Here is a 25,232-nt window from a genome sequence, read left to right on the forward strand (position 1 = left end):
ATTAGTTAGCCTCCTCGACTTCGTAACGGTAGTCTTCGATTACAACGTTAGTTAAAACCTTTTCACACATTTCTTTTACTAGAGTATCAATGTCACGTTCTGTATCTTTAATTGTTAGTTCAAGATATTTACCGATACGTAAATCTTCTACTTCAGCGTAACCCATATTTACTAAAGAACCTTGTACGGCTGAACCTTGTGGATCAAGAATGCTCTCGCGTAATGTTACGTAAATTTTAACTTTTTTCATTGTTATTTGCCTCCGAGTCTAGAAAGTATAATAGTATAAACTTCAGTTAAATTACCAAGGTCTCTACGAAAGACATCTTTGTCTAACTTTTGCTTTGTAGTAGCATCCCAAAGTCTGCAAGTATCTGGTGATATTTCATCTGCCAGTAGTACATTTCCGTCATGGTCACGTCCGAACTCTAATTTAAAGTCAATTAGCGTAACGTTGACATCTGCAAATATTGGCTGTAGTACTTTGTTAACAGCTAGTGCACCGTCATAAATGGCCGTCACTTCTTCAGGAGTTGCAAGATCAAGTACATCAATATGTTCCGTTGAAATGAGCGGATCACCAAGCTCGTCGTCTTTATAATAAAACTCAACGATTGGGCGTTTTAATAGTGTACCTTCCTCTAAGCCAAGGCGTTTCGCTAAGCTACCAGCCGCTATATTACGAACAACGACCTCAATCGGAATAATATCTACCTGTTTTACAAGTTGTTGCGTATCAGACAATTGTTTTACGAAATGTGACGCAATTCCGTAAGCTTGTAATTTTTCGAAAATTAACGAAGTAATGCGATTGTTTAGTATGCCTTTTCCTTCAATCTCTTCTTTTTTCTCACCATTAAATGCTGTTGCACTATCCTTGTACTCAACGAGTAGAACATTCGGCTCCTCTGTTGTATACAATTTTTTTGCTTTACCTTCATACAAAAGTTGACCTTTAGTCATTTCGTTTTTCCCCCTGATATTATGAATTACGCGCGTATTGTTCAGAATTGAATCGTACGTATACGATTCAATTCTGTAACATCCGCTTGTGGCTCTACTTAGTTAAGTCCAAGACGTTCAAAAATCATGTCTACATGCTGTAAATGGTAGTTGTAGTCGAAGCACTCATCTAGTTCTTCCTTCGTTAAATACGATGTGATTTTTTCACTTGCATCGACTAACGTACGGAACTGCACTTGCTCGTCCCACGCCTGCATCGCTAAAGGTTGTACTGTATCATACGCTTCCTCACGCACTAATCCTTTATCGATAAGTGCTAATAGAATGCGTTGAGAGTAAATTAAACCAAACGTGCGACCCATATTACGTTTCATGTTTTCAGGGAATACTGTTAAGTTTTTCACAAGGTTACCGAAGCGATTTAACATATAGTTCAGTGTAATCGTTGCATCCGGTAAAATGACGCGCTCTGCAGATGAATGTGAAATATCACGCTCATGCCATAAAGCTACGTTTTCATAAGCTGTCACCATATAACCACGCATTAAACGTGACATACCAACCATATTTTCAGACCCGATTGGATTACGTTTATGCGGCATCGCTGACGAGCCTTTTTGTCCTTTTGCAAAGGCTTCTTCAACTTCTCGCGTTTCAGATTTCTGCAAGCCGCGAATTTCTGTTGCAAATTTTTCTATTGATGTTGCGATTAATGCCAAGGCACCTAAATACTGCGCATGGCGATCACGTTGCAATGTTTGTGTTGAAATAGGTGATGCTGTAAGTCCTAATTTATCGCATACATATTGTTCAACTCGAGGATCGATATTGGCATATGTTCCAACTGCTCCAGACATTTTCCCTGTTTCAATTACTTTTGCTGCCGCTTCAAAGCGCTCAAGGTTACGCTTCATTTCTTCATACCATAAACCTAGTTTTAAACCAAAAGTCGTTGGCTCAGCATGAACACCATGTGTACGTCCCATCATGACCGTATGCTTATGCTCTTTTGCTTTCGCTGCTATAATATCAATGAAATTCACGATGTCTTTACGTAAAATATCATTCGCTTGTTTAATTAAATAAGAAAGGGCCGTGTCAACTACGTCCGTTGAAGTTAAACCATAGTGCACCCATTTGCGCTCTTCACCAAGTGTTTCAGATACGGCACGAGTGAATGCTACAACATCATGACGAGTTTCTTGCTCAATCTCTAAAATACGATTTACATCAAATGAAGCATTTTCACGTATTTTAGCTACATCTTCTTTTGGAATGTCGCCTAATTCTGCCCAAGCCTCACATGCTAAAATTTCAACTTCTAGCCAAGCTTGATATTTATTTTGTTCTGTCCAAATTGCGCCCATTTCGGGTCTTGTGTAACGTTCGATCATTGCGTTTCTCCTTCTATTCTGACCAAATGCCAGAACTCTCGATTTGTTGTAGTGTTTCTTCTAAGTTTTTTGTCATAATCGTTACGTGGCCCATCTTACGGTTCACCTTAGCTTCAGCTTTCCCATAAAGATGTATAGACCATTCAGGATATTTAGCAATTGAGTTACTCAGTGGCATTACATGCTGCCCTAAAACATTTACCATAATAGATGCTGCCCAAAGTTGTGGTTTACGTAGTGGCCAACCACAAATAGCGCGAATATGCTGATGGAACTGTGAAACATTACATGCTTCGATTGAATAGTGACCTGAATTATGAGGTCTTGGTGCTAATTCATTAATTACGATTCCACCATCTTCTAATACAAACATTTCTACAGCTAGTGTCCCTACTAAATGTAAGTAATCAGCAATCTTCAAGGCTTCTCTTTCTGCAGCCAGTGCTGTTTCTTCTTTTATACGGGCTGGCACGATCGTTTCGTGTAAAATATGATGAACATGAATATTTTCTCCAACTGGCTGACAATATGATTCACCATTACCGTTTCTTTGGACAATGACCGATATCTCTTTCGCGAAAGGTACAAATCCTTCAGCAATACATTGTGAATGAGAGAAAAGGTCTTTTGCTAATGGTAGGTCTTCTACAGATTTTAAAAGCTGCTGCCCTTTGCCATCGTAACCGCCTCTTGCTGTTTTGACTATACAAGGATAACCAATCTTATCGATATTGGCTACTAATTCCTCATATGTATTCGCAACAATATAAGGTGCTACTGGACAACCTGCGTTCATAATCGCTTCCTTCTCAGTCACACGATCTTGAGTAATGCGTACTAGCTCTGGACCCTGCGGAACATAAGCAATCTGAGTTAAACGTTTTAAGCCTTCGTAATCGATATTTTCAAACTCATACGTTATAACGTCACTTACCTCAGCAAGCTCTTCTAAAGCTGCCTCATCATCATATGGTGCTACAATACGTATATCCGCAACCTGTCCACATGGTGAGTCCATTGATGGTTCAAGAACGGCAATTTTAAAGCCTACTTCTTTAGCAGCAAGTGCCATCATACGGCCAAGCTGTCCTCCTCCGATAATGCCTATCGTTTGCCCTGGATAAATAATCTTTGTCACACTAAGTCACCTGTGCTTTCCAATACTTGTTGCTTTGTGGCTTCACGTCTAGCATCTAGTTTATTAGCAAGCTCTGCGTCTGTTGTTGACAAAATTTGCGCCGCTAGCAAGCCTGCATTAGTCGCTCCTGCTTTGCCAATCGCTACTGTTGCTACAGGAACACCGCCAGGCATTTGAACGATTGATAATAGAGAATCAAGACCGTTAAGAGCACGAGATTGCACAGGTACACCGATTACTGGTAACGTTGTTTTAGCTGCTACCATTCCAGGTAAATGCGCAGCACCACCAGCACCCGCAATAATTACTTGAATACCTCGCTCCCGCGCTGCTTCTGCATACTCAAACATTAAATCAGGAGTACGATGTGCAGATACAACCTTTTTCTCGTACGGTACTTGTAATTCGTCTAATATATCACATGCATGTTTCATTGTTTCCCAGTCACTTGAACTACCCATAATCACACCGATTTTCGGATTCATGAATTGTCGCTCCTTTTAAACGATAGAAAAATGATCAAATATTGTGCAAGCCTCTATTCTTCAAATAGCTACTGCAATTCTTTACTTTTCGTACAAAAAAATCCCCAAATAAACTACTCTCTACCATACACGTGAAAGCAGTTTACTTGAGGACTTATTATGAAAAGAATATGCAAATGTACATATCAGTACATATCCCTTCTCGTAACATGCCAAAAGTGCTTTCCCGCATAGTCCAGCATTTACGGTGCCGGGTAGAGACACTAGAGCCAATCCTCTAGCATATATGTGGGACTTATTTGTTTTTCCTACTCACATTTTAACAAGTGATTTCACTATCGTCAATGCAAAATGCGAACATTTTATTTTAGTCATTTATAAATGTTCGGATTTTAGTCAAATCTACTCAAAATCTTGACAGTCCATCGCTTTAAATTGTATTTTTTGACGTAAATACGTTGGTTCTCCATTAACTAAGTGGAAAACGGGCTCTTCTTTTCGTCCCACTGCCATATAACCATCTCGACGCATTCTTGCCAAACAATCTTCAATTGACTCGTTTTCTTCTACTTCATACCAAATTTGTTTTTTCCCCAAATCTTTCGCCCTTTCAATCTTGTATCCAATTATTTTTCCTCGTATGAGTTCCATTATACCTTGTGATTCTTCATTTAGTATGTATGATTTATTAATTCAAAGTAATTATACTTTTAAGTTCCTATTTGAGGACAAAGTAAAAAGAACTGCAGGAATAAACTCTGCAGTTCTTTATTAAGGTTTCACAAATCTTTCCTACTCTGTGGCATCCGCCAGAGACTTTAGGCCAACAAATGCTTTTTGTGCGAAAGCGCAGTGCCAACGTAGCGTCAGCAACAGGGTTTTATCTGCGCGAAAGCGAAGCGGCAGCGGCAACAACAACACGTGGTTGGTCACTCAATCGTTTTTACAGGATGTGCCTTAGTTCCTCTTGTCAGCAGATGTTTGGACATCAGCTTAAAGAATTTACATATGCACCTAGGAAAAGACATGATAAAAAAGCATGGAGCACAATAAGAACCATACGGATATCACCTTTAATACCAAAACTTGCGCAAATTATCCCCAGTCCCCCTAATATTAATGGCGTAAAAATACTGATATCGTAAAGGAAATTAAAAAAGCCACCATACCATTTTGTTGGATCATAGCCAAACATAAGAAATGTTATCATTAATAATAAAATAGATACAGTAGAAAAAATGTTATACCTCATTTTATTTCCCCCATTATTAGACAACGATATGTGTTATAGATCTAATATAATCCTATATCAAATGTTGAGGTGAAACACAATGTGAAGATTCACGAAACCTTCTACAAGTAGTAGGAACCTTTCTTTATGACGTTCTATTCATCGTTTGATGTTTTAATAAGTCGATTCAATTATTCTATCCATCCTGTCGGTGCTTCTATCCTACTGTTCGATGATTCTAAACGTATTCCACCGGCGGTCTGCTAGGCTAGGGTTTCAGAAGGGACGTCGGGCTATTCACACTTATCTTAAATAGAATTTAATTTATCTTCATTCAGCTAAGAATGAATTGTGCGGGCATAATTCATAATTCATTCTCCAGACAAAATTATGCCAAGGCGAAATTGATTATGTAAATTTCGATTCCTTGTATTAAGAAAGATATGACAGCAATCATTATTTCGGAAAACAGCGTAGATATCGGGGTTCCTTTCGCTTTTTGAGCTGGAGTTGCACCTGGGAATCATGAAAATACAGGCAAGTGAAAAAGTACAAGGACGCTCAGGGAAATACATATCGAGCTTTAAAAACGAAATATAAATAAATTGCAGTCAAATGAGGCAAGAAAAAGCATTCGTTGGCATATACTACGAATGCTTTTGAAGCATCTATGTCATGTTGCAAAACAGGGAACCATATAAAGATTCACAATTAGCTAGTTAAGATTAAAAAGCTTTATTCAAAGAAAGTTACCTCATGATAGGACTTTGCTTTCTTATTGGCTCTTTTAGATTAAAACTAGCTTTACCTAGCCTGACCAAGAATATTCAAGGCTATAGAATTACCTATTTTCGCACAAAAAAACCACTGATTTCTCAGTGGCTGTTGTGTGCCTAGCGACGTCCTACTCTCACAGGGGGAAGCCCCCAACTACCATCGGCGCTAAAGAGCTTAACTTCCGTGTTCGGTATGGGAACGGGTGTGACCTCTTTGCCATCATCACTAGACTATTGTCGACCTCCAATACACGGTGTATTACTGCGTCAGCTTCTCTCGCTCAATCGGTCACGTACAGAGGTACGCTCCCTCATTCACTCGTTTGCTTCCTTGTACTACTTGTGTCTTGAAGCTCTCTTCGGCTTTCAATATACATCGTATCTTGAAACCCTTATATGAAAGGTTTTGTTCTTTCAAAACTGGATAAACGTGCATTGAATGTTTCAAACATTATGGTTAAGTCCTCGATCGATTAGTATTCGTCAGCTCCATGTGTCACCACACTTCCACCTCGAACCTATCTACCTCATCGTCTTTGAGGGATCTTACTTACTTGCGTAATGGGAAATCTCATCTTGAGGGGGGCTTCATGCTTAGATGCTTTCAGCACTTATCCCGTCCACACATAGCTACCCAGCGATGCCTTTGGCAAGACAACTGGTACACCAGCGGTGTGTCCATCCCGGTCCTCTCGTACTAAGGACAGCTCCTCTCAAATTTCCTACGCCCACGACGGATAGGGACCGAACTGTCTCACGACGTTCTGAACCCAGCTCGCGTACCGCTTTAATGGGCGAACAGCCCAACCCTTGGGACCGACTACAGCCCCAGGATGCGATGAGCCGACATCGAGGTGCCAAACCTCCCCGTCGATGTGGACTCTTGGGGGAGATAAGCCTGTTATCCCCGGGGTAGCTTTTATCCGTTGAGCGATGGCCCTTCCATGCGGAACCACCGGATCACTAAGCCCGTCTTTCGACCCTGCTCGACTTGTAGGTCTCGCAGTCAAGCTCCCTTGTGCCTTTACACTCTACGAATGATTTCCAACCATTCTGAGGGAACCTTTGGGCGCCTCCGTTACCTTTTAGGAGGCGACCGCCCCAGTCAAACTGTCCGCCTGACACTGTCTCCTGCCCCGCTAAGGGGCATGGGTTAGAATTTCAATACAACCAGGGTAGTATCCCACCGACGCCTCCTTCGAAGCTGGCGCTCCGAGATCTCTGGCTCCTACCTATCCTGTACAAGTTGTACCAAAATTCAATATCAGGCTACAGTAAAGCTCCACGGGGTCTTTCCGTCCTGTCGCGGGTAACCTGCATCTTCACAGGTACTATAATTTCACCGAGTCTCTCGTTGAGACAGTGCCCAGATCGTTACGCCTTTCGTGCGGGTCGGAACTTACCCGACAAGGAATTTCGCTACCTTAGGACCGTTATAGTTACGGCCGCCGTTTACTGGGGCTTCAATTCGCAGCTTCGCTTGCGCTAACCACTCCTCTTAACCTTCCAGCACCGGGCAGGCGTCAGCCCCTATACGTCACCTTACGGTTTTGCAGAGACCTGTGTTTTTGCTAAACAGTCGCCTGGGCCTATTCACTGCGGCTCTCATGCGCTTGCACGCTCAAGAGCACCCCTTCTCCCGAAGTTACGGGGTCATTTTGCCGAGTTCCTTAACGAGAGTTCTCTCGCACACCTTAGGATTCTCTCCTCGACTACCTGTGTCGGTTTGCGGTACGGGCACCTCTCACCTCGATAGAGGCTTTTCTTGGCAGTGTGAAATCAGGAACTTCGTCCATACGGACTCGCCATCACAGCTCAACGTTACAGTGTGCGGATTTGCCTACACACACGCCTTACTGCTTGGACGCGCACAACCAACGGCGCGCTTACCCTATCCTACTGCGTCCCCCCATTTCTCAAACGGTGAGGAGGTGGTACAGGAATATCAACCTGTTGTCCATCGCCTACGCCTATCGGCCTCGGCTTAGGTCCCGACTAACCCTGAGCGGACGAGCCTTCCTCAGGAAACCTTAGTCATACGGTGGACGGGATTCTCACCCGTCTTTCGCTACTCATACCGGCATTCTCACTTCTAAGCGCTCCACCAGTCCTTCCGGTCTGACTTCAACGCACTTAGAACGCTCTCCTACCACTGACATCGTAGATGTCAATCCACAGCTTCGGTGAATCGTTTAGCCCCGATACATTTTCGGCGCAGCGTCACTCGACCAGTGAGCTATTACGCACTCTTTAAATGATGGCTGCTTCTAAGCCAACATCCTGGTTGTCTGTGCAACGCCACATCCTTTTCCACTTAACGATTACTTTGGGACCTTAGCTGGTGGTCTGGGCTGTTTCCCTTTTGACTACGGATCTTATCACTCGCAGTCTGACTCCCGTGTATAAATATCTGGCATTCGGAGTTTGTCTGAATTCGGTAAACCGGGATGGCCCCCTAGTCCAAACAGTGCTCTACCTCCAGTATTCTCATCACGAGGCTAGCCCTAAAGCTATTTCGGAGAGAACCAGCTATCTCCAAGTTCGATTGGAATTTCTCCGCTACCCACACCTCATCCCCGCACTTTTCAACGTGCGTGGGTTCGGGCCTCCAGTAAGTGTTACCTCACCTTCACCCTGGACATGGGTAGATCACCTGGTTTCGGGTCTACGACCACGTACTAATTCGCCCTATTCAGACTCGCTTTCGCTGCGGCTCCGCCTTCTAAAGCTTAACCTCGCACGTAATCGTAACTCGCCGGTTCATTCTACAAAAGGCACGCTATCACCCATTAACGGGCTCTAACTACTTGTAGGCACACGGTTTCAGGATCTCTTTCACTCCCCTTCCGGGGTGCTTTTCACCTTTCCCTCACGGTACTGGTTCACTATCGGTCACTAGGTAGTATTTAGCCTTGGGAGATGGTCCTCCCGGATTCCGACGGAATTTCACGTGTTCCGCCGTACTCAGGATCCACTCAGGAGAGAACGAACTTTCGACTACAGGGCTTTTACCTGCTCTGGCGGACCTTTCCAAGTCGCTTCATCTAACTCGCTCTTTTGTAACTCCGTATAGAGTGTCCTACAACCCCAAGAGGCAAGCCTCTTGGTTTGGGCTCTTCCCGTTTCGCTCGCCGCTACTCAGGGAATCGATTTTTCTTTCTCTTCCTCCAGGTACTTAGATGTTTCAGTTCCCTGGGTCTGCCTTCAAGACGCTATGAATTCACGTCAAGATACTACGCGATTAAACGTAGTGGGTTCCCCCATTCGGAAATCTCCGGATCAAAGCTCACTTACAGCTCCCCGAAGCATATCGGTGTTAGTGCCGTCCTTCTTCGGCTCCTAGTGCCAAGGCATTCGCCGTGCGCCCTTAATAACTTAACCTACAGCTTTCAATACACATCGTATTTCGTCGTCAGCTTCACTCGTTCAGTCAGTCACGTACATAGGTACGCTCCTTCCTTCTCTCGTTTGCTTCCTAGAACTACTCGTGTCTTGAAACCTTCTTAAATTATTAAGCCTATAAAAAACTTAAAAAATAAATGTGTTTGTTACAATTTCAATGTCGTTTTATCCAGTTTTCAAAGAACAAGTTTTGAAGTAATTCATTCAGAAGAATGAACCTTCAAAACTGAACGCAAAACGTAATCTTACAAACCCTAGGTTTGTATTCCGAAAATATCCTTAGAAAGGAGGTGATCCAGCCGCACCTTCCGATACGGCTACCTTGTTACGACTTCACCCCAATCATCTATCCCACCTTCGGCGGCTGGCTCCAAAAGGTTACCCCACCGACTTCGGGTGTTACAAACTCTCGTGGTGTGACGGGCGGTGTGTACAAGGCCCGGGAACGTATTCACCGCGGCATGCTGATCCGCGATTACTAGCGATTCCGGCTTCATGTAGGCGAGTTGCAGCCTACAATCCGAACTGAGAACGACTTTATCGGATTAGCTCCCTCTCGCGAGTTGGCAACCGTTTGTATCGTCCATTGTAGCACGTGTGTAGCCCAGGTCATAAGGGGCATGATGATTTGACGTCATCCCCACCTTCCTCCGGTTTGTCACCGGCAGTCACCTTAGAGTGCCCAACTAAATGATGGCAACTAAGATCAAGGGTTGCGCTCGTTGCGGGACTTAACCCAACATCTCACGACACGAGCTGACGACAACCATGCACCACCTGTCACCGTTGTCCCCGAAGGGAAAACTATATCTCTACAGTGGTCAACGGGATGTCAAGACCTGGTAAGGTTCTTCGCGTTGCTTCGAATTAAACCACATGCTCCACCGCTTGTGCGGGCCCCCGTCAATTCCTTTGAGTTTCAGTCTTGCGACCGTACTCCCCAGGCGGAGTGCTTAATGCGTTAGCTGCAGCACTAAGGGGCGGAAACCCCCTAACACTTAGCACTCATCGTTTACGGCGTGGACTACCAGGGTATCTAATCCTGTTTGCTCCCCACGCTTTCGCGCCTCAGCGTCAGTTACAGACCAGAAAGTCGCCTTCGCCACTGGTGTTCCTCCAAATCTCTACGCATTTCACCGCTACACTTGGAATTCCACTTTCCTCTTCTGCACTCAAGTCCCCCAGTTTCCAATGACCCTCCACGGTTGAGCCGTGGGCTTTCACATCAGACTTAAAGGACCGCCTGCGCGCGCTTTACGCCCAATAATTCCGGACAACGCTTGCCACCTACGTATTACCGCGGCTGCTGGCACGTAGTTAGCCGTGGCTTTCTAATAAGGTACCGTCAAGGTACAGCCAGTTACTACTGTACTTGTTCTTCCCTTACAACAGAGTTTTACGATCCGAAAACCTTCTTCACTCACGCGGCGTTGCTCCATCAGGCTTTCGCCCATTGTGGAAGATTCCCTACTGCTGCCTCCCGTAGGAGTCTGGGCCGTGTCTCAGTCCCAGTGTGGCCGATCACCCTCTCAGGTCGGCTACGCATCGTCGCCTTGGTGAGCCGTTACCTCACCAACTAGCTAATGCGCCGCGGGCCCATCTTATAGCGACAGCCGAAACCGTCTTTCAGTATTTCACCATGAAGTAAAATAGATTATTCGGTATTAGCCCCGGTTTCCCGGAGTTATCCCAAACTATAAGGTAGGTTGCCCACGTGTTACTCACCCGTCCGCCGCTAACGTCAAAGGAGCAAGCTCCTTCTCTGTTCGCTCGACTTGCATGTATTAGGCACGCCGCCAGCGTTCGTCCTGAGCCAGGATCAAACTCTCCATAAAAAGAAATTTGATTAGCTCAAATTGTTTTGCTGGCATCATGTTTGATGTCCAAAATTTTGTTTCGTTCACTAACTCAAGGTTAGCTACTAAAAACTTTATTGATTACGTTTTGCTTGTTCAGTTTTCAAGGTTCATTTCGTTGCTGTTATCTCAGTAGCAACTCTTATATAATATCATGTCGTTCGCTAGATGTCAACAACTCTTTTTCATTTCATTGTTTTTCAGTAGCTGTCTTAACGACTTGTATAATATTACACCCTTAATTTAAAAAGGTCAACACTTTTTCTAAAACAAATTCATAGTTTTTAACTTTATCGAGAAACTTCCTATTATAATGATTAAGAAATAATTTCATATTAAACTTACAATCTGAAGTTACTTTAATGTCTTATTGTTATCTAACATATCATTTCTTCATAATTTCTATTAAAAAATCAAATAATAAGAGCCCGGGACATAAAAAAAGATGACTCCGTCAAGCATACCGAAGTCAACTAATTGCCGCATAGTACGGCACTCCCTATCATCATCAAATACTAGTTCTGTAATTTTAACGCTGGGCGTTCTTCATTTGACTTCGTTCCAGAAATAGTGCGGTCCAAAATCTCCTAGTCTAACCTAAATACAAAAGCATGAGACTGTTTAAATGTGCAATCTCATGCTTTCTTTTTCTGAATTATTTAATTGTCAACTAATCCATGAAACACTTGTATATCATTTATTGGAAAGATTGGATTCCCATCACTCGGCATAACACACTTTAAATTTCTCTTTTTTAATGTAACCAAGCTTATCAACATATGACTACATCTATTCATTCACAGGTACATTCTGCAGTATCCATTGTACCGTTCCGTCATATGCATCAGCTTTAGCAGTTCCGGCTGGCACTTCTAAATAAAGCCCATCTCCTTCTGGCGTCCATTCATTAGAAATGTTGATTTCTTCTGTGCCAGTTGTTTTCTTTTTATAAACCAGTGCTGAAGCATCTTCAGTAAGAGTTGAAACATTTCCACCATAACGGTAATATAAGCCATCTAATGTAGAATCTTCATTCTTCTTTCCTGTTAGCGGCTTAACTAACTTAGCCGTCATCATCCAAGACGGATTTCTCGACAACGCACGACTATCTTTTACAGATAAAGACTCATCAAATTGGATGAGCTGATACGTTTTAGTTCTCGACGAAATCTTAAGCTTTTCTCCAAAGCCAATCACCCCAGGCGCAGAAACGAATTTCAACCCGCCAGAAATTTTAGTTTTCACTTCATTTGATGTCTGATTGACTTCATCACCTGTACTGTATTTCCCTGTAGCTGTCGCTTGACTTACAACAAAGTCTTCTTCTGCCGCACCTTCTTTCACCTTCGCATTAAAGGTGAATTTTACTTTGGTAGAGCGTAGCACTTCAGGGTTAGTATCGAGGGTTGCCACAATCTCATTTACATTGTATGTTGCTGTACCGATTTCTTTACCATTTTCATCTGTTACTTTAAGGTCTGTTGGCGATTCTAAATGTGGATCATATTTTTGTGAAATCGTAAATTGACCATATGTCCCTTTATCATCCGGAATATAGCCGGAATCTACTAAAATCTCATACTTCAATGTTTCACCTGGTGCAACTTCTGTTGGCACTTTACCATCCACACCAAACACTCGTTCTTCAATAGTTAATTCAGGTCGGATTTTTATTGTTTCAATATTAGATTGGAGCTTCTCGCCGTCTGCCAAAAATACCGTCACCGCATATACACTAATATCGTGATCTAATCCCTTCTTCACTTCATCTACCGGAATCGTATACCCCCACGATTCATCTGTATTTACACTTGGATTTTCTTCATGTGCGAATTTCTGAGGCTCACCGTCATCTACCTTATAATAAAGTTCGACATAATCAGCTTCTTTCTCTTGATTGTTCCACGTCCCTGTAATACGGTATCCTTCATCTGTATATTCCCCATCATTATCCAATTCAACCTCTACTGGAACATCCGGTCTGTTACTTACCGTAATCTCCAAATTAAATTCCCTTACTGTATCCGGCTCTTGTACTTGCGGTTCCCATCTTAATGCCCAGGCTGGATGATACGTGTAAGGATACATCACATCCTTGCCGGGATCAGGAATACTTGGCGCATTTAGTTCATAAAAAAAGAGAGCTTTACGATCAGAACCACTAGAATCGAATGGTTTAAGCTGCGGGTTATTAGTTGCTCGCATTGCAGCTGGATGATTCGCATAACCATTATAGAAGAAATAAAGATAATAATCTTGACCGTCCCTCATATTCTTCTCATGAAAATATAGCCCTTTATTATCTCCTAAAGAATACATTCTACTGTCCGTATGTCGTCCGCCAATATCCATATGCGCGGAATAACCGATATTTGTATAAGGGTGTGACGTAGTTAAGTTCAAATATTTCATACTGACCTTAATACGCCCTTTTCTCTCATTCGTCAGACTCATTTTAATTTTTAGATATCCCTGTACGTAACTCCTACCGCTATCTAGGACAGCTGCATAAGCAACCAACTCATGTGTCTTTTCATTTTTATATAATTTCAAAATTGGCATGTCACCAGATTGCTTTTTTGCAGAATCGTTTTCTTTTCCCCCATAAGCAATCACAAGTCCATTACCAATTTGGTGACTAGATCTACCAGGCCTTCCTCCGGCATAATAATATGTTACAACACCATTACGTGCATCAGGATTATAATCCTCAGATAGAACTGTTGCTACTGTGAAATTTTGTACCTTTATAATTTCGTCAGACGCATACACATAATTGGAAAGTTTTGTATTCATAGAAGGCAATGGACGTCCCCAATCATCCCTATATTCCTTATAAGAGTTCATCTCTTTTAAGGAGTTCCGTGGCCGATCATTGTCAATATCCCCAAAATACATGTAATAAGATCTGCCTTGGTGGCTCTCTCTTGTTGGAAGTTCAAGGCCTACATTTGTACTCATTTGTGTAAACCCATCTAATTCATTCGGAGAATCATCCAACATCGAAAAATCAATATTGCCTATTTCACCAACGGTTCTTATAGGAATTCCATTATAATCCGCTCGAGGACTAGCAATTCTTTTACATTTAGGTGCTGATTTTTTTTCACTAGCTAATTCTTCTTGTTCTTCACCTTCAGTTACTAGTTCTTCTTCAATGTTAGACTCTAGCTGCTTCTCTTCTTCAATGTTAGACTCTAGCTGCTCCTCTTCTTCAATGTTAGACTCTAGCTGCTCCTCTTCTTCAGCCACTAGTTCTTCTCCTTCAATGTAAAACTCTTCCTCACAGTCAACTTCCAAATTTTCTTCAATTTTAGGCTCTTCCTCTTCTTCACAGTCAATTGCTAAATTTTCTTCATTATCAGTCTCTAGCTGTTCCTCTCCTTCAATTACCAAATTTTCTTCAGTTTCATACTCTTGCTGCCTCTCACACGCATTCGCAAGATTTTCTTCATCTCCAGATTCTCGCTGCTCCTCTTCCTCAGTTGTTGGAGCCTCGCCATTTTCAGTCTCTGATTCTTTCTCTCCCTCGGTTGTTGGTGCTTCGCCATTTTCAGTCTCTGGTTGTTCCTTATCTTCAGTTGTTGGCGCTTCATCACTTTCAGACTCCGGCTGTTTCTCTCCTTCAGTTGTTGGCTCTTCACCATTTTCAGACTCCGGTTCCTTACATTCAGTTGCTAGATTTCCCTCGCCATCAGACTCTAGTTGTTCCTCACATTCAATTTCAGACTCTGTAGGATCACCCATAATTGTTTCTGCTATAGATACACTCAGCTCCGAAAAGACTAGTACAAAAACTAATAACGATATTACTATTTTCCGCATATTTCTTTTCACCGACCTTTTTACATGTTAAGCAGCTTCATAACGAACAATGAAGTTAACCGCATACTGATTACTTTGCTCATCTTCTCATTTTTTCAAATTAACTTTTTCTTTTTAATTTTTAACAAGTGATTCATCTGAATTATTGATTCACTTGTTAAAAAACCAATCGCTTGTCGTAGTCAGCGTTACTATATACGCCCCCATCCTGCATCTCAGAAACATAAATTGGTGCATAATTTTTCTAAAACGAAAAGTCAGCAAAGTAACCAGTACAGCTACTTCCAAAACAAAGGCGTATTTTTGTTCAATTAATTTATTTCTTGTTGTTTCTTCTGCTTCTTTTTGCTATAAAATATAAACAATAGTAACCCTGCTACTAGAAGAATTAGCAATCCTACCAAATATGCTAGATAATTCGGTCCTTCAATGGATACATCGGTTGCGTTAAATTTCTTTACTTCTTCCCCTTTAATGGTAAAATCCTTCTCAAATTCCCATGATTCTTCGCTCGACTTAGCCTTTACATGTAACGTATAGGTTCCAGATTTAAATTTTTCTCCATTTAGTGAAATCGGGTATTCAAAATTTGAATTTGGCGCCATTTGCATGTCTTGTTTTTCCGATTTATAGAGCACCTCTGTTTTCCCTTTTTTCGTAACTTCCGCGTCCACTTCAAAACGGTTTAAATACGTTGCCGTTGGATTTTGAAGCGTAGCATTAATCACATTACGGGCATTCACTTGTCCAGCTTTAATATCGTGTAATTGCAAATCTTGCTTCACTATTTCATCAGTTTCTTGTAGGGTAATTCCCACTACATAAGCATATTTATTTTCAATACTTAAACCTTTAGTTGTTTCCTTGGTATTTTTTGACTTTGTTTTCTTCTCTTCTAATGTAATACCGCCCGCTAAAATCCCATCGAATTCTTCTTCAGGCATTGTTACATTTAACTGTAAATCCTTACTTCCCTTAGCCGGAATCGTAATTTCCTTCTCAGTTTGAATTAAATCCCCTAATTCATATGGCAATGAAGAATCACGTTCAGCACTTGTAGGACCATACTCTACAACTCCATTAATATTCGTTGTAGCAGAATGAATGATCGGCTCAATGACGACATCCTCTTCCGTATCATTTTTCAATTGAATCGTTAATGTCTGCTTTTGATTAGGCTCCATTTTCAGATTGAAATAAGATTTTTGTTTGTCAATTTGGTTGTCTGGAATGACGGTATACACACCAAAATTAAATTCAGATGCAGACGCAAATGGTGTTAACCATACTAGGCTTACAATCAATATTCCGAATAAGGTCCATAACGTATTTTTCCTCATATTTTCTACCATCCTTACTACTTAAAAGTCTTCAAAGATCTAAAATTATTGGTAAAAACCCGCAATGCTATCCTCTAACAATGGAGCAACAGGATGCTACGAAGTCTCGTACTCCTGTCGCTACACGTTAACTCGCACTTATTCGAATTAACAGGATTTACACGGGTTTTTACCTGTATCTCACAATATTGCACTGAAATGATAGAATACTATTTTTATATTTATAACAGTTCCCATCAGGAAATTTTTATATTTCTTGTTCTGTTTATTATTGTCCAGGTACGTCAGTCAGTGTCCATGTTAAGGACGTAGAATATTTATCTGCATATTTCGTAGTTGAACCGGGGATAGAAAGTTCAATACTATCCGCTGCTGTAGTGTCATCACCAAATACTAATACATAAGTACCGGACCCTTCTCCTGCTTTGGCAGACATAATGTTGTCAGCTACACCCATCCCATCCGGATTTAAACTAAATGAAGTTTTTACAATAGATGGCTTTGTAGATGAAGAGGCTGTATTCACCCATGCATTTTTAAAAGTAATTTCAGCACCCGTTAGTTCTTTATCTGTAGTGCTCTTAAATTGACCATTTTGTTTCACTTGCAATGACCAACCTTTTTCAGTACCACGACTATCTGTAACTTGAACATAGTTCGGGCCGTCGCCACGACCTCCAAATTTTTGCGGTTTTACTTTGTAAACTTGATTGGTTGAAGTAATTTTTTGCTTACCAAAATCTAAGCCAGAAGCATAGTCAATACTTAATGGACCTGGTGTTCCTGGTTTTGGACCGTTTGGATCAGTTGGATCTACTGGATCTACTGGATTTGGATTATCCGGATTAGTTGGATCAATTGGTGGAGTAATGATGTCAGTAGCTGATTCAAATTCGATAATTGCATTCGTTTGATACTCGCCACCATCTGCCGCATAAGAAGTGACACTTCCTCCTAATACCAAACCTGTTAACATTGTTGTTGCTACGCCTAGAGCTTTTAAATTAGTATTGATTTTCATGTTTCATCATCCTTTTTTATTATTTGTTACCTGGAACATCCGATAAATTCCATGTTAATTTTGTACTGTATGTAACAGCATCTTTTGGCGTTTTCCCTGGAATAGATAGAGAAATCGCTTTGTTTTTTTGTACTTTCTCACCTTTAGCATTCGTCACCTCATCTACCTGTCCCCAACGGTTTACCCAAAGTCCAGCTCCTTCTGTTGGCTTTGCTGACATGACAAGTGACTCAGCTCCATTTGGATCTAACTTAATTTCTTTAGCTGCTGTTGGCGGTGTCACTTCTGTTTTACCTGTAACAGTCGGATTCTCAAATTTGATTTGTGCGCCTGTTAATTTTTTATTTTGCGCTGCAGCATTAGCAAACTGACCTTCTTGTTTAACGGTTAATTTCCATCCGGCATTTTTTCCGCGATTATCTGAGATTTGGGCATAGTTTGGTACATATTTATTTCCCTCACTAGAAGTTAACACCTGTGCATTCGCATAATAAATTTTTTCTCTGTTTGAGATTTCATTAATACCAAAATCGAGACTCGATACAAAATCAATACCTAGCGAGCTTCCAGTTCCTGAGTTTGGACCTCCTGGATCGGTCGGATCTACTGGATTTACTGGCTTCTCTGGATCTGGATCATTCGGATCTACCGGGCGTTGTGAATCTTCATTTGGAATAAATACCACCATCCCATTCGATCCGTAATTAACCTTTTTTTCTTTTTCTTCTGCTGAAGCAAATAATGGTGAAATCGCCGTACAACTTAGTAAAGTGGTAATTGCTGCAAGTTGCATAGCCTTATTCTTCATTGTTTAAATTCTCCTTTCATGTATTTTTTATATTTACGTATTAGATAAAATGCTAATACGGTAAATAACACTTACTACTTAATAGTTGAATTAAAATTAACTATTTTTAAATATTTTGTAATAAAATTACATTTTTTAAGCAAAAAAGGACATCCTTTTCATTCAACCATCCTCTCATTTCTTATTGCATATTTATTTATATTTACGTATCAGATAAAATGCTGGTACGGTAAATAACAACACAGAAAATGTTATTCTTATAATAAGATACATCCCTCATTTGTGGATTTTTTCTTGGCCCATAAACGATGGAAGCTTTCCGATTCAAATGCTTACGATTTCGTATTAGATGAAAAAGAAATAGTTAGAAACATCACTATTATTATCACAAATACTAGTTTATTTACTTTTTACACTTAACATATACCTCAATTTGAACTTCTTTAAACATATTTTTTCTCTTTTATTTCTTTTTTTACTTTTCATCTCTTACAATTACCGATTGTAGCGTATTTTAAAAAAGAATTAAAATCAACTTTTGTTGCTTTCTTAGCATAATTTGATAATGCTGAATTTCTTTAAAAAATTCTTAAAATTCTAACTCCATTTGAATATTTTCTATTAGGTATCTCCAAAATCATTGTTACAATTGGGATGTTATTCAATAATTTTACATTCTAAATAGCAATGGTACACCTTCTGTATTGCTTGCAACAATTCAATTATCGATAACCATTCTCTAACTACTTTTTTAAAATTATTTCACCATTAAATCGAAACAAAATGAATTTCTTTTATCTTAAGAATTATACTTATTAAGGTTAAAACCTACAGGGAAAAGATGCAAATCAACTTTTTGGTCACTTTTGAACAAAAATTGATAAACTGCTTATTTGACTCATTATGATAATTATTTTCAACTTTATATTGGAGCTTGGATTGTGATGTTCCTTCTTAAAAATAGGGCTCTCTCATCCTTTTTCTATAAGTTCATACTCATACCGAGTTGCACATAGAAAAAGAGATGTATCGAATATACGATACATCTCTTACTCATATGCTATTGCATGCCTATAAACTTATACCATCTAGCAAATGTATACCTTTCTTTGTCAGTGCCGCTGGGGGCTTGCAGCAATTCATATTCTAATATTCCCTTATAAGGTACTTCACTTCATTACTTCCGGACACAATTATGCCGAGGCATAATTGTGTCCGGAATTGGCTTTGCGCTTAGGCCTGCAGATGAGTTTTGTGCGAAAGCGTAGCAGCGGGTTTTGTGAAAGCGTAGCGACAGCGGCAAGATGTTGGTCACTCAGTTTAAGCGGATGTTTGGACAGCTGCTGTAAAGTAACTTAATACCGCATTAATCTTACCAGCTATAGTAGTGGGAGACTTCTATACCTGTCGCTACGATTTCGGTACAAAAGACATTTACTGAGAGAAATTAAACCTAAATTATCAGTTCGTTTTCCATAGTTCAAGGGATTATTTATTTTCACACAAAAAAAGCCGAGGAATAAATCCTCGACTTTTCTAGGTGCCTAGCGACGTCCTACTCTCACAGGGGGAAGCCCCCAACTACCATCGGCGCTAAAGAGCTTAACTTCCGTGTTCGGTATGGGAACGGGTGTGACCTCTTTGCCATCATCACTAGACTATTGTCGACCTCCAATACACGGCGTATTACTGCGTCAGCTTCTCTCGCTCAATCGGTCACGTACAGAGGTACGCTCCCTCATTCACTCGTTTGCTTCCTTGTACTACTTGTGTCTTGAAGCTCTCTTCGGCTTTCAATATACATCGTATCTTGAAACCCTTATATGAAAGGTTTTGTTCTTTCAAAACTGGATAAACGTGCATTGAATGTTTCAAACATTATGGTTAAGTCCTCGATCGATTAGTATTCGTCAGCTCCATGTGTCACCACACTTCCACCTCGAACCTATCTACCTCATCGTCTTTGAGGGATCTTACTTACTTGCGTAATGGGAAATCTCATCTTGAGGGGGGCTTCATGCTTAGATGCTTTCAGCACTTATCCCGTCCACACATAGCTACCCAGCGATGCCTATGGCAAGACAACTGGTACACCAGCGGTGTGTCCATCCCGGTCCTCTCGTACTAAGGACAGCTCCTCTCAAATTTCCTACGCCCACGACGGATAGGGACCGAACTGTCTCACGACGTTCTGAACCCAGCTCGCGTACCGCTTTAATGGGCGAACAGCCCAACCCTTGGGACCGACTACAGCCCCAGGATGCGATGAGCCGACATCGAGGTGCCAAACCTCCCCGTCGATGTGGACTCTTGGGGGAGATAAGCCTGTTATCCCCGGGGTAGCTTTTATCCGTTGAGCGATGGCCCTTCCATGCGGAACCACCGGATCACTAAGCCCGTCTTTCGACCCTGCTCGACTTGTAGGTCTCGCAGTCAAGCTCCCTTGTGCCTTTACACTCTACGAATGATTTCCAACCATTCTGAGGGAACCTTTGGGCGCCTCCGTTACCTTTTAGGAGGCGACCGCCCCAGTCAAACTGTCCGCCTGACACTGTCTCCTGCCCCGCTAAGGGGCATGGGTTAGAATTTCAATACAACCAGGGTAGTATCCCACCGACGCCTCCTTCGAAGCTGGCGCTCCGAGATCTCTGGCTCCTACCTATCCTGTACAAGTTGTACCAAAATTCAATATCAGGCTACAGTAAAGCTCCACGGGGTCTTTCCGTCCTGTCGCGGGTAACCTGCATCTTCACAGGTACTATAATTTCACCGAGTCTCTCGTTGAGACAGTGCCCAGATCGTTACGCCTTTCGTGCGGGTCGGAACTTACCCGACAAGGAATTTCGCTACCTTAGGACCGTTATAGTTACGGCCGCCGTTTACTGGGGCTTCAATTCGCAGCTTCGCTTGCGCTAACCACTCCTCTTAACCTTCCAGCACCGGGCAGGCGTCAGCCCCTATACGTCACCTTACGGTTTTGCAGAGACCTGTGTTTTTGCTAAACAGTCGCCTGGGCCTATTCACTGCGGCTCTCATGCGCTTGCACGCTCAAGAGCACCCCTTCTCCCGAAGTTACGGGGTCATTTTGCCGAGTTCCTTAACGAGAGTTCTCTCGCACACCTTAGGATTCTCTCCTCGACTACCTGTGTCGGTTTGCGGTACGGGCACCTCTCACCTCGATAGAGGCTTTTCTTGGCAGTGTGAAATCAGGAACTTCGTCCATACGGACTCGCCATCACAGCTCAACGTTACAGTGTGCGGATTTGCCTACACACACGCCTTACTGCTTGGACGCGCACAACCAACGGCGCGCTTACCCTATCCTACTGCGTCCCCCCATTTCTCAAACGGTGAGGAGGTGGTACAGGAATATCAACCTGTTGTCCATCGCCTACGCCTATCGGCCTCGGCTTAGGTCCCGACTAACCCTGAGCGGACGAGCCTTCCTCAGGAAACCTTAGTCATACGGTGGACGGGATTCTCACCCGTCTTTCGCTACTCATACCGGCATTCTCACTTCTAAGCGCTCCACCAGTCCTTCCGGTCTGACTTCAACGCACTTAGAACGCTCTCCTACCACTGACATCGTAGATGTCAATCCACAGCTTCGGTGAATCGTTTAGCCCCGATACATTTTCGGCGCAGCGTCACTCGACCAGTGAGCTATTACGCACTCTTTAAATGATGGCTGCTTCTAAGCCAACATCCTGGTTGTCTGTGCAACGCCACATCCTTTTCCACTTAACGATTACTTTGGGACCTTAGCTGGTGGTCTGGGCTGTTTCCCTTTTGACTACGGATCTTATCACTCGCAGTCTGACTCCCGTGTATAAATATCTGGCATTCGGAGTTTGTCTGAATTCGGTAAACCGGGATGGCCCCCTAGTCCAAACAGTGCTCTACCTCCAGTATTCTCATCACGAGGCTAGCCCTAAAGCTATTTCGGAGAGAACCAGCTATCTCCAAGTTCGATTGGAATTTCTCCGCTACCCACACCTCATCCCCGCACTTTTCAACGTGCGTGGGTTCGGGCCTCCAGTAAGTGTTACCTCACCTTCACCCTGGACATGGGTAGATCACCTGGTTTCGGGTCTACGACCACGTACTAATTCGCCCTATTCAGACTCGCTTTCGCTGCGGCTCCGCCTTCTAAAGCTTAACCTCGCACGTAATCGTAACTCGCCGGTTCATTCTACAAAAGGCACGCTATCACCCATTAACGGGCTCTAACTACTTGTAGGCACACGGTTTCAGGATCTCTTTCACTCCCCTTCCGGGGTGCTTTTCACCTTTCCCTCACGGTACTGGTTCACTATCGGTCACTAGGTAGTATTTAGCCTTGGGAGATGGTCCTCCCGGATTCCGACGGAATTTCACGTGTTCCGCCGTACTCAGGATCCACTCAGGAGAGAACGAACTTTCGACTACAGGGCTTTTACCTGCTCTGGCGGACCTTTCCAAGTCGCTTCATCTAACTCGCTCTTTTGTAACTCCGTATAGAGTGTCCTACAACCCCAAGAGGCAAGCCTCTTGGTTTGGGCTCTTCCCGTTTCGCTCGCCGCTACTCAGGGAATCGATTTTTCTTTCTCTTCCTCCAGGTACTTAGATGTTTCAGTTCCCTGGGTCTGCCTTCAAGACGCTATGAATTCACGTCAAGATACTACGCGATTAAACGTAGTGGGTTCCCCCATTCGGAAATCTCCGGATCAAAGCTCACTTACAGCTCCCCGAAGCATATCGGTGTTAGTGCCGTCCTTCTTCGGCTCCTAGTGCCAAGGCATTCGCCGTGCGCCCTTAATAACTTAACCTACAGCTTTCAATACACATCGTATTTCGTCGTCAGCTTCACTCGTTCAGTCAGTCACGTACATAGGTACGCTCCTTCCTTCTCTCGTTTGCTTCCTAGAACTACTCGTGTCTTGAAACCTTCTTAAATTATTAAGCCTATAAAAAACTTAAAAAATAAATGTGTTTGTTACAATTTCAATGTCGTTTTATCCAGTTTTCAAAGAACAAGTTTTGAAGTAATTCATTCAGAAGAATGAACCTTCAAAACTGAACGCAAAACGTAATCTTACAAACCCTAGGTTTGTATTCCGAAAATATCCTTAGAAAGGAGGTGATCCAGCCGCACCTTCCGATACGGCTACCTTGTTACGACTTCACCCCAATCATCTATCCCACCTTCGGCGGCTGGCTCCAAAAGGTTACCCCACCGACTTCGGGTGTTACAAACTCTCGTGGTGTGACGGGCGGTGTGTACAAGGCCCGGGAACGTATTCACCGCGGCATGCTGATCCGCGATTACTAGCGATTCCGGCTTCATGTAGGCGAGTTGCAGCCTACAATCCGAACTGAGAACGACTTTATCGGATTAGCTCCCTCTCGCGAGTTGGCAACCGTTTGTATCGTCCATTGTAGCACGTGTGTAGCCCAGGTCATAAGGGGCATGATGATTTGACGTCATCCCCACCTTCCTCCGGTTTGTCACCGGCAGTCACCTTAGAGTGCCCAACTAAATGATGGCAACTAAGATCAAGGGTTGCGCTCGTTGCGGGACTTAACCCAACATCTCACGACACGAGCTGACGACAACCATGCACCACCTGTCACCGTTGTCCCCGAAGGGAAAACTATATCTCTACAGTGGTCAACGGGATGTCAAGACCTGGTAAGGTTCTTCGCGTTGCTTCGAATTAAACCACATGCTCCACCGCTTGTGCGGGCCCCCGTCAATTCCTTTGAGTTTCAGTCTTGCGACCGTACTCCCCAGGCGGAGTGCTTAATGCGTTAGCTGCAGCACTAAGGGGCGGAAACCCCCTAACACTTAGCACTCATCGTTTACGGCGTGGACTACCAGGGTATCTAATCCTGTTTGCTCCCCACGCTTTCGCGCCTCAGCGTCAGTTACAGACCAGAAAGTCGCCTTCGCCACTGGTGTTCCTCCAAATCTCTACGCATTTCACCGCTACACTTGGAATTCCACTTTCCTCTTCTGCACTCAAGTCCCCCAGTTTCCAATGACCCTCCACGGTTGAGCCGTGGGCTTTCACATCAGACTTAAAGGACCGCCTGCGCGCGCTTTACGCCCAATAATTCCGGACAACGCTTGCCACCTACGTATTACCGCGGCTGCTGGCACGTAGTTAGCCGTGGCTTTCTAATAAGGTACCGTCAAGGTACAGCCAGTTACTACTGTACTTGTTCTTCCCTTACAACAGAGTTTTACGATCCGAAAACCTTCTTCACTCACGCGGCGTTGCTCCATCAGGCTTTCGCCCATTGTGGAAGATTCCCTACTGCTGCCTCCCGTAGGAGTCTGGGCCGTGTCTCAGTCCCAGTGTGGCCGATCACCCTCTCAGGTCGGCTACGCATCGTCGCCTTGGTGAGCCGTTACCTCACCAACTAGCTAATGCGCCGCGGGCCCATCTTATAGCGACAGCCGAAACCGTCTTTCAGTATTTCACCATGAAGTAAAATAGATTATTCGGTATTAGCCCCGGTTTCCCGGAGTTATCCCAAACTATAAGGTAGGTTGCCCACGTGTTACTCACCCGTCCGCCGCTAACGTCAAAGGAGCAAGCTCCTTCTCTGTTCGCTCGACTTGCATGTATTAGGCACGCCGCCAGCGTTCGTCCTGAGCCAGGATCAAACTCTCCATAAAAGAAATTTGATTAGCTCAAATTGTTTTGCTGGCATCATGTTTGATGTCCAAAATTTTGTTTCGTTCACTAACTCAAGGTTAGCTACTAAAAACTTTATTGATTACGTTTTGCTTGTTCAGTTTTCAAGGTTCATTAATTCGTCACAACTAAGTGACTTTCTATACTTTAACATAATGTTAACTCTACGTCAACTCTTTATGTTAATGTTTTTTTAAGTTGCTGTTTGTTTCGTAACAACGTGTTTAAATATATCACTAATCTTCTAGTAATACAACCGTATTTAAAAAGAAAGATAATTCCGTGAAATGCATTTTATATAGAAAACTGA

General features: G+C 42.8%; 11 protein-coding genes, 6 rRNA genes and 1 riboswitch. Of the genes, 1 reads left to right on the top strand and 16 read right to left on the bottom strand.

The annotated features are described in order from the left end of the window. Position 1: 1 nt before the first annotated feature. The 6 genes from purS to AB9L17_RS22040 form a co-directional block, all read right to left on the bottom strand. A complete protein-coding gene (purS, locus tag AB9L17_RS22015; protein ID WP_068986390.1) occupies positions 2-250 on the bottom strand; it encodes a phosphoribosylformylglycinamidine synthase subunit PurS in 249 nt (82 codons plus the stop codon). 2 nt (positions 251-252) lie between these two features. Further along, positions 253-963, bottom strand: a complete 711-nt coding sequence (gene purC / locus AB9L17_RS22020) for a phosphoribosylaminoimidazolesuccinocarboxamide synthase (protein WP_068986391.1) — start codon at positions 961-963, stop codon at positions 253-255. A gap of 98 nt (positions 964-1,061) precedes the next feature. Then, positions 1,062-2,357, bottom strand: coding sequence for an adenylosuccinate lyase (gene purB, locus AB9L17_RS22025; protein WP_068986392.1), 1,296 nt, complete (start codon positions 2,355-2,357; stop codon positions 1,062-1,064). Between the two features lie 13 nt (positions 2,358-2,370). Next, entirely contained in the window at positions 2,371-3,495 is a 1,125-nt protein-coding gene (gene purK / locus AB9L17_RS22030; RefSeq protein ID WP_068986393.1) for a 5-(carboxyamino)imidazole ribonucleotide synthase, read from the bottom strand. Beyond that, positions 3,492-3,980 (bottom strand): 5-(carboxyamino)imidazole ribonucleotide mutase, encoded by a 489-nt coding sequence (gene purE, locus AB9L17_RS22035; protein WP_004225751.1) that lies wholly within the window; start codon positions 3,978-3,980, stop codon positions 3,492-3,494. Before purE ends, purK begins: the two co-directional genes overlap by 4 nt. 211 nt (positions 3,981-4,191) lie before the next feature. Next, positions 4,192-4,290, bottom strand: a riboswitch (purine riboswitch). A 92-nt stretch (positions 4,291-4,382) separates the two neighbouring features. Next, complete coding sequence (locus tag AB9L17_RS22040; RefSeq protein WP_068986394.1) at positions 4,383-4,577, bottom strand: NETI motif-containing protein; 195 nt, start codon at positions 4,575-4,577, stop codon at positions 4,383-4,385. A gap of 233 nt (positions 4,578-4,810) precedes the next feature. On the opposite strand from AB9L17_RS22040, the gene AB9L17_RS22045 reads away from it, so the two are divergent. After that, the gene (locus AB9L17_RS22045; RefSeq protein ID WP_375199804.1) at positions 4,811-5,125 is read left to right on the top strand and encodes a hypothetical protein; all 315 of its coding nucleotides are present in this window, start codon (positions 4,811-4,813) and stop codon (positions 5,123-5,125) included. A 977-nt stretch (positions 5,126-6,102) separates the two neighbouring features. Here AB9L17_RS22045 and rrf (AB9L17_RS22050) read toward each other — a convergent pair. The 10 genes from rrf (AB9L17_RS22050) to AB9L17_RS22095 all read right to left on the bottom strand — a co-directional run bounded on the left by rrf (AB9L17_RS22050) (position 6,103) and on the right by AB9L17_RS22095 (position 24,903). After that, positions 6,103-6,218: ribosomal RNA gene (rrf, locus tag AB9L17_RS22050) — 5S ribosomal RNA — on the bottom strand. A gap of 222 nt (positions 6,219-6,440) precedes the next feature. Then, a 23S ribosomal RNA gene (locus tag AB9L17_RS22055) occupies positions 6,441-9,368 on the bottom strand. A gap of 304 nt (positions 9,369-9,672) precedes the next feature. After that, positions 9,673-11,224 (bottom strand): 16S ribosomal RNA (locus tag AB9L17_RS22060). The 16S, 23S and 5S rRNA genes sit together here, the layout of an rRNA operon. Before the next feature lie 810 nt (positions 11,225-12,034). Continuing rightward, positions 12,035-14,992: a hypothetical protein gene (locus AB9L17_RS22065; protein ID WP_375199805.1), complete on the bottom strand. Its 2,958-nt coding sequence runs from the start codon at positions 14,990-14,992 to the stop codon at positions 12,035-12,037. Positions 14,993-15,381: 389 nt separating this feature from the next. Further along, positions 15,382-16,410, bottom strand: a complete 1,029-nt coding sequence (locus AB9L17_RS22070) for a DUF916 and DUF3324 domain-containing protein (RefSeq protein WP_375199806.1) — start codon at positions 16,408-16,410, stop codon at positions 15,382-15,384. Between the two features lie 268 nt (positions 16,411-16,678). Further along, positions 16,679-17,431, bottom strand: a complete 753-nt coding sequence (locus AB9L17_RS22075) for a WxL domain-containing protein (protein ID WP_375199807.1) — start codon at positions 17,429-17,431, stop codon at positions 16,679-16,681. 19 nt (positions 17,432-17,450) lie between these two features. After that, on the bottom strand, positions 17,451-18,239 hold the full coding sequence (locus tag AB9L17_RS22080; protein WP_375199808.1) for a WxL domain-containing protein: 789 nt from the start codon (positions 18,237-18,239) through the stop codon (positions 17,451-17,453). Positions 18,240-19,781: 1,542 nt separating this feature from the next. Further along, positions 19,782-19,897 (bottom strand): 5S ribosomal RNA (gene rrf, locus AB9L17_RS22085). 222 nt (positions 19,898-20,119) lie between these two features. Next, positions 20,120-23,047 (bottom strand): 23S ribosomal RNA (locus AB9L17_RS22090). A gap of 304 nt (positions 23,048-23,351) precedes the next feature. Then, positions 23,352-24,903 (bottom strand): 16S ribosomal RNA (locus AB9L17_RS22095). Positions 24,904-25,232 lie beyond the last annotated feature (329 nt).

This window comes from Lysinibacillus sp. RS11, from assembly GCF_042019215.1.
In the GTDB taxonomy this organism is placed as follows: Bacteria; Bacillota; Bacilli; order Bacillales_A; family Planococcaceae; genus Lysinibacillus; species Lysinibacillus xylanilyticus_A.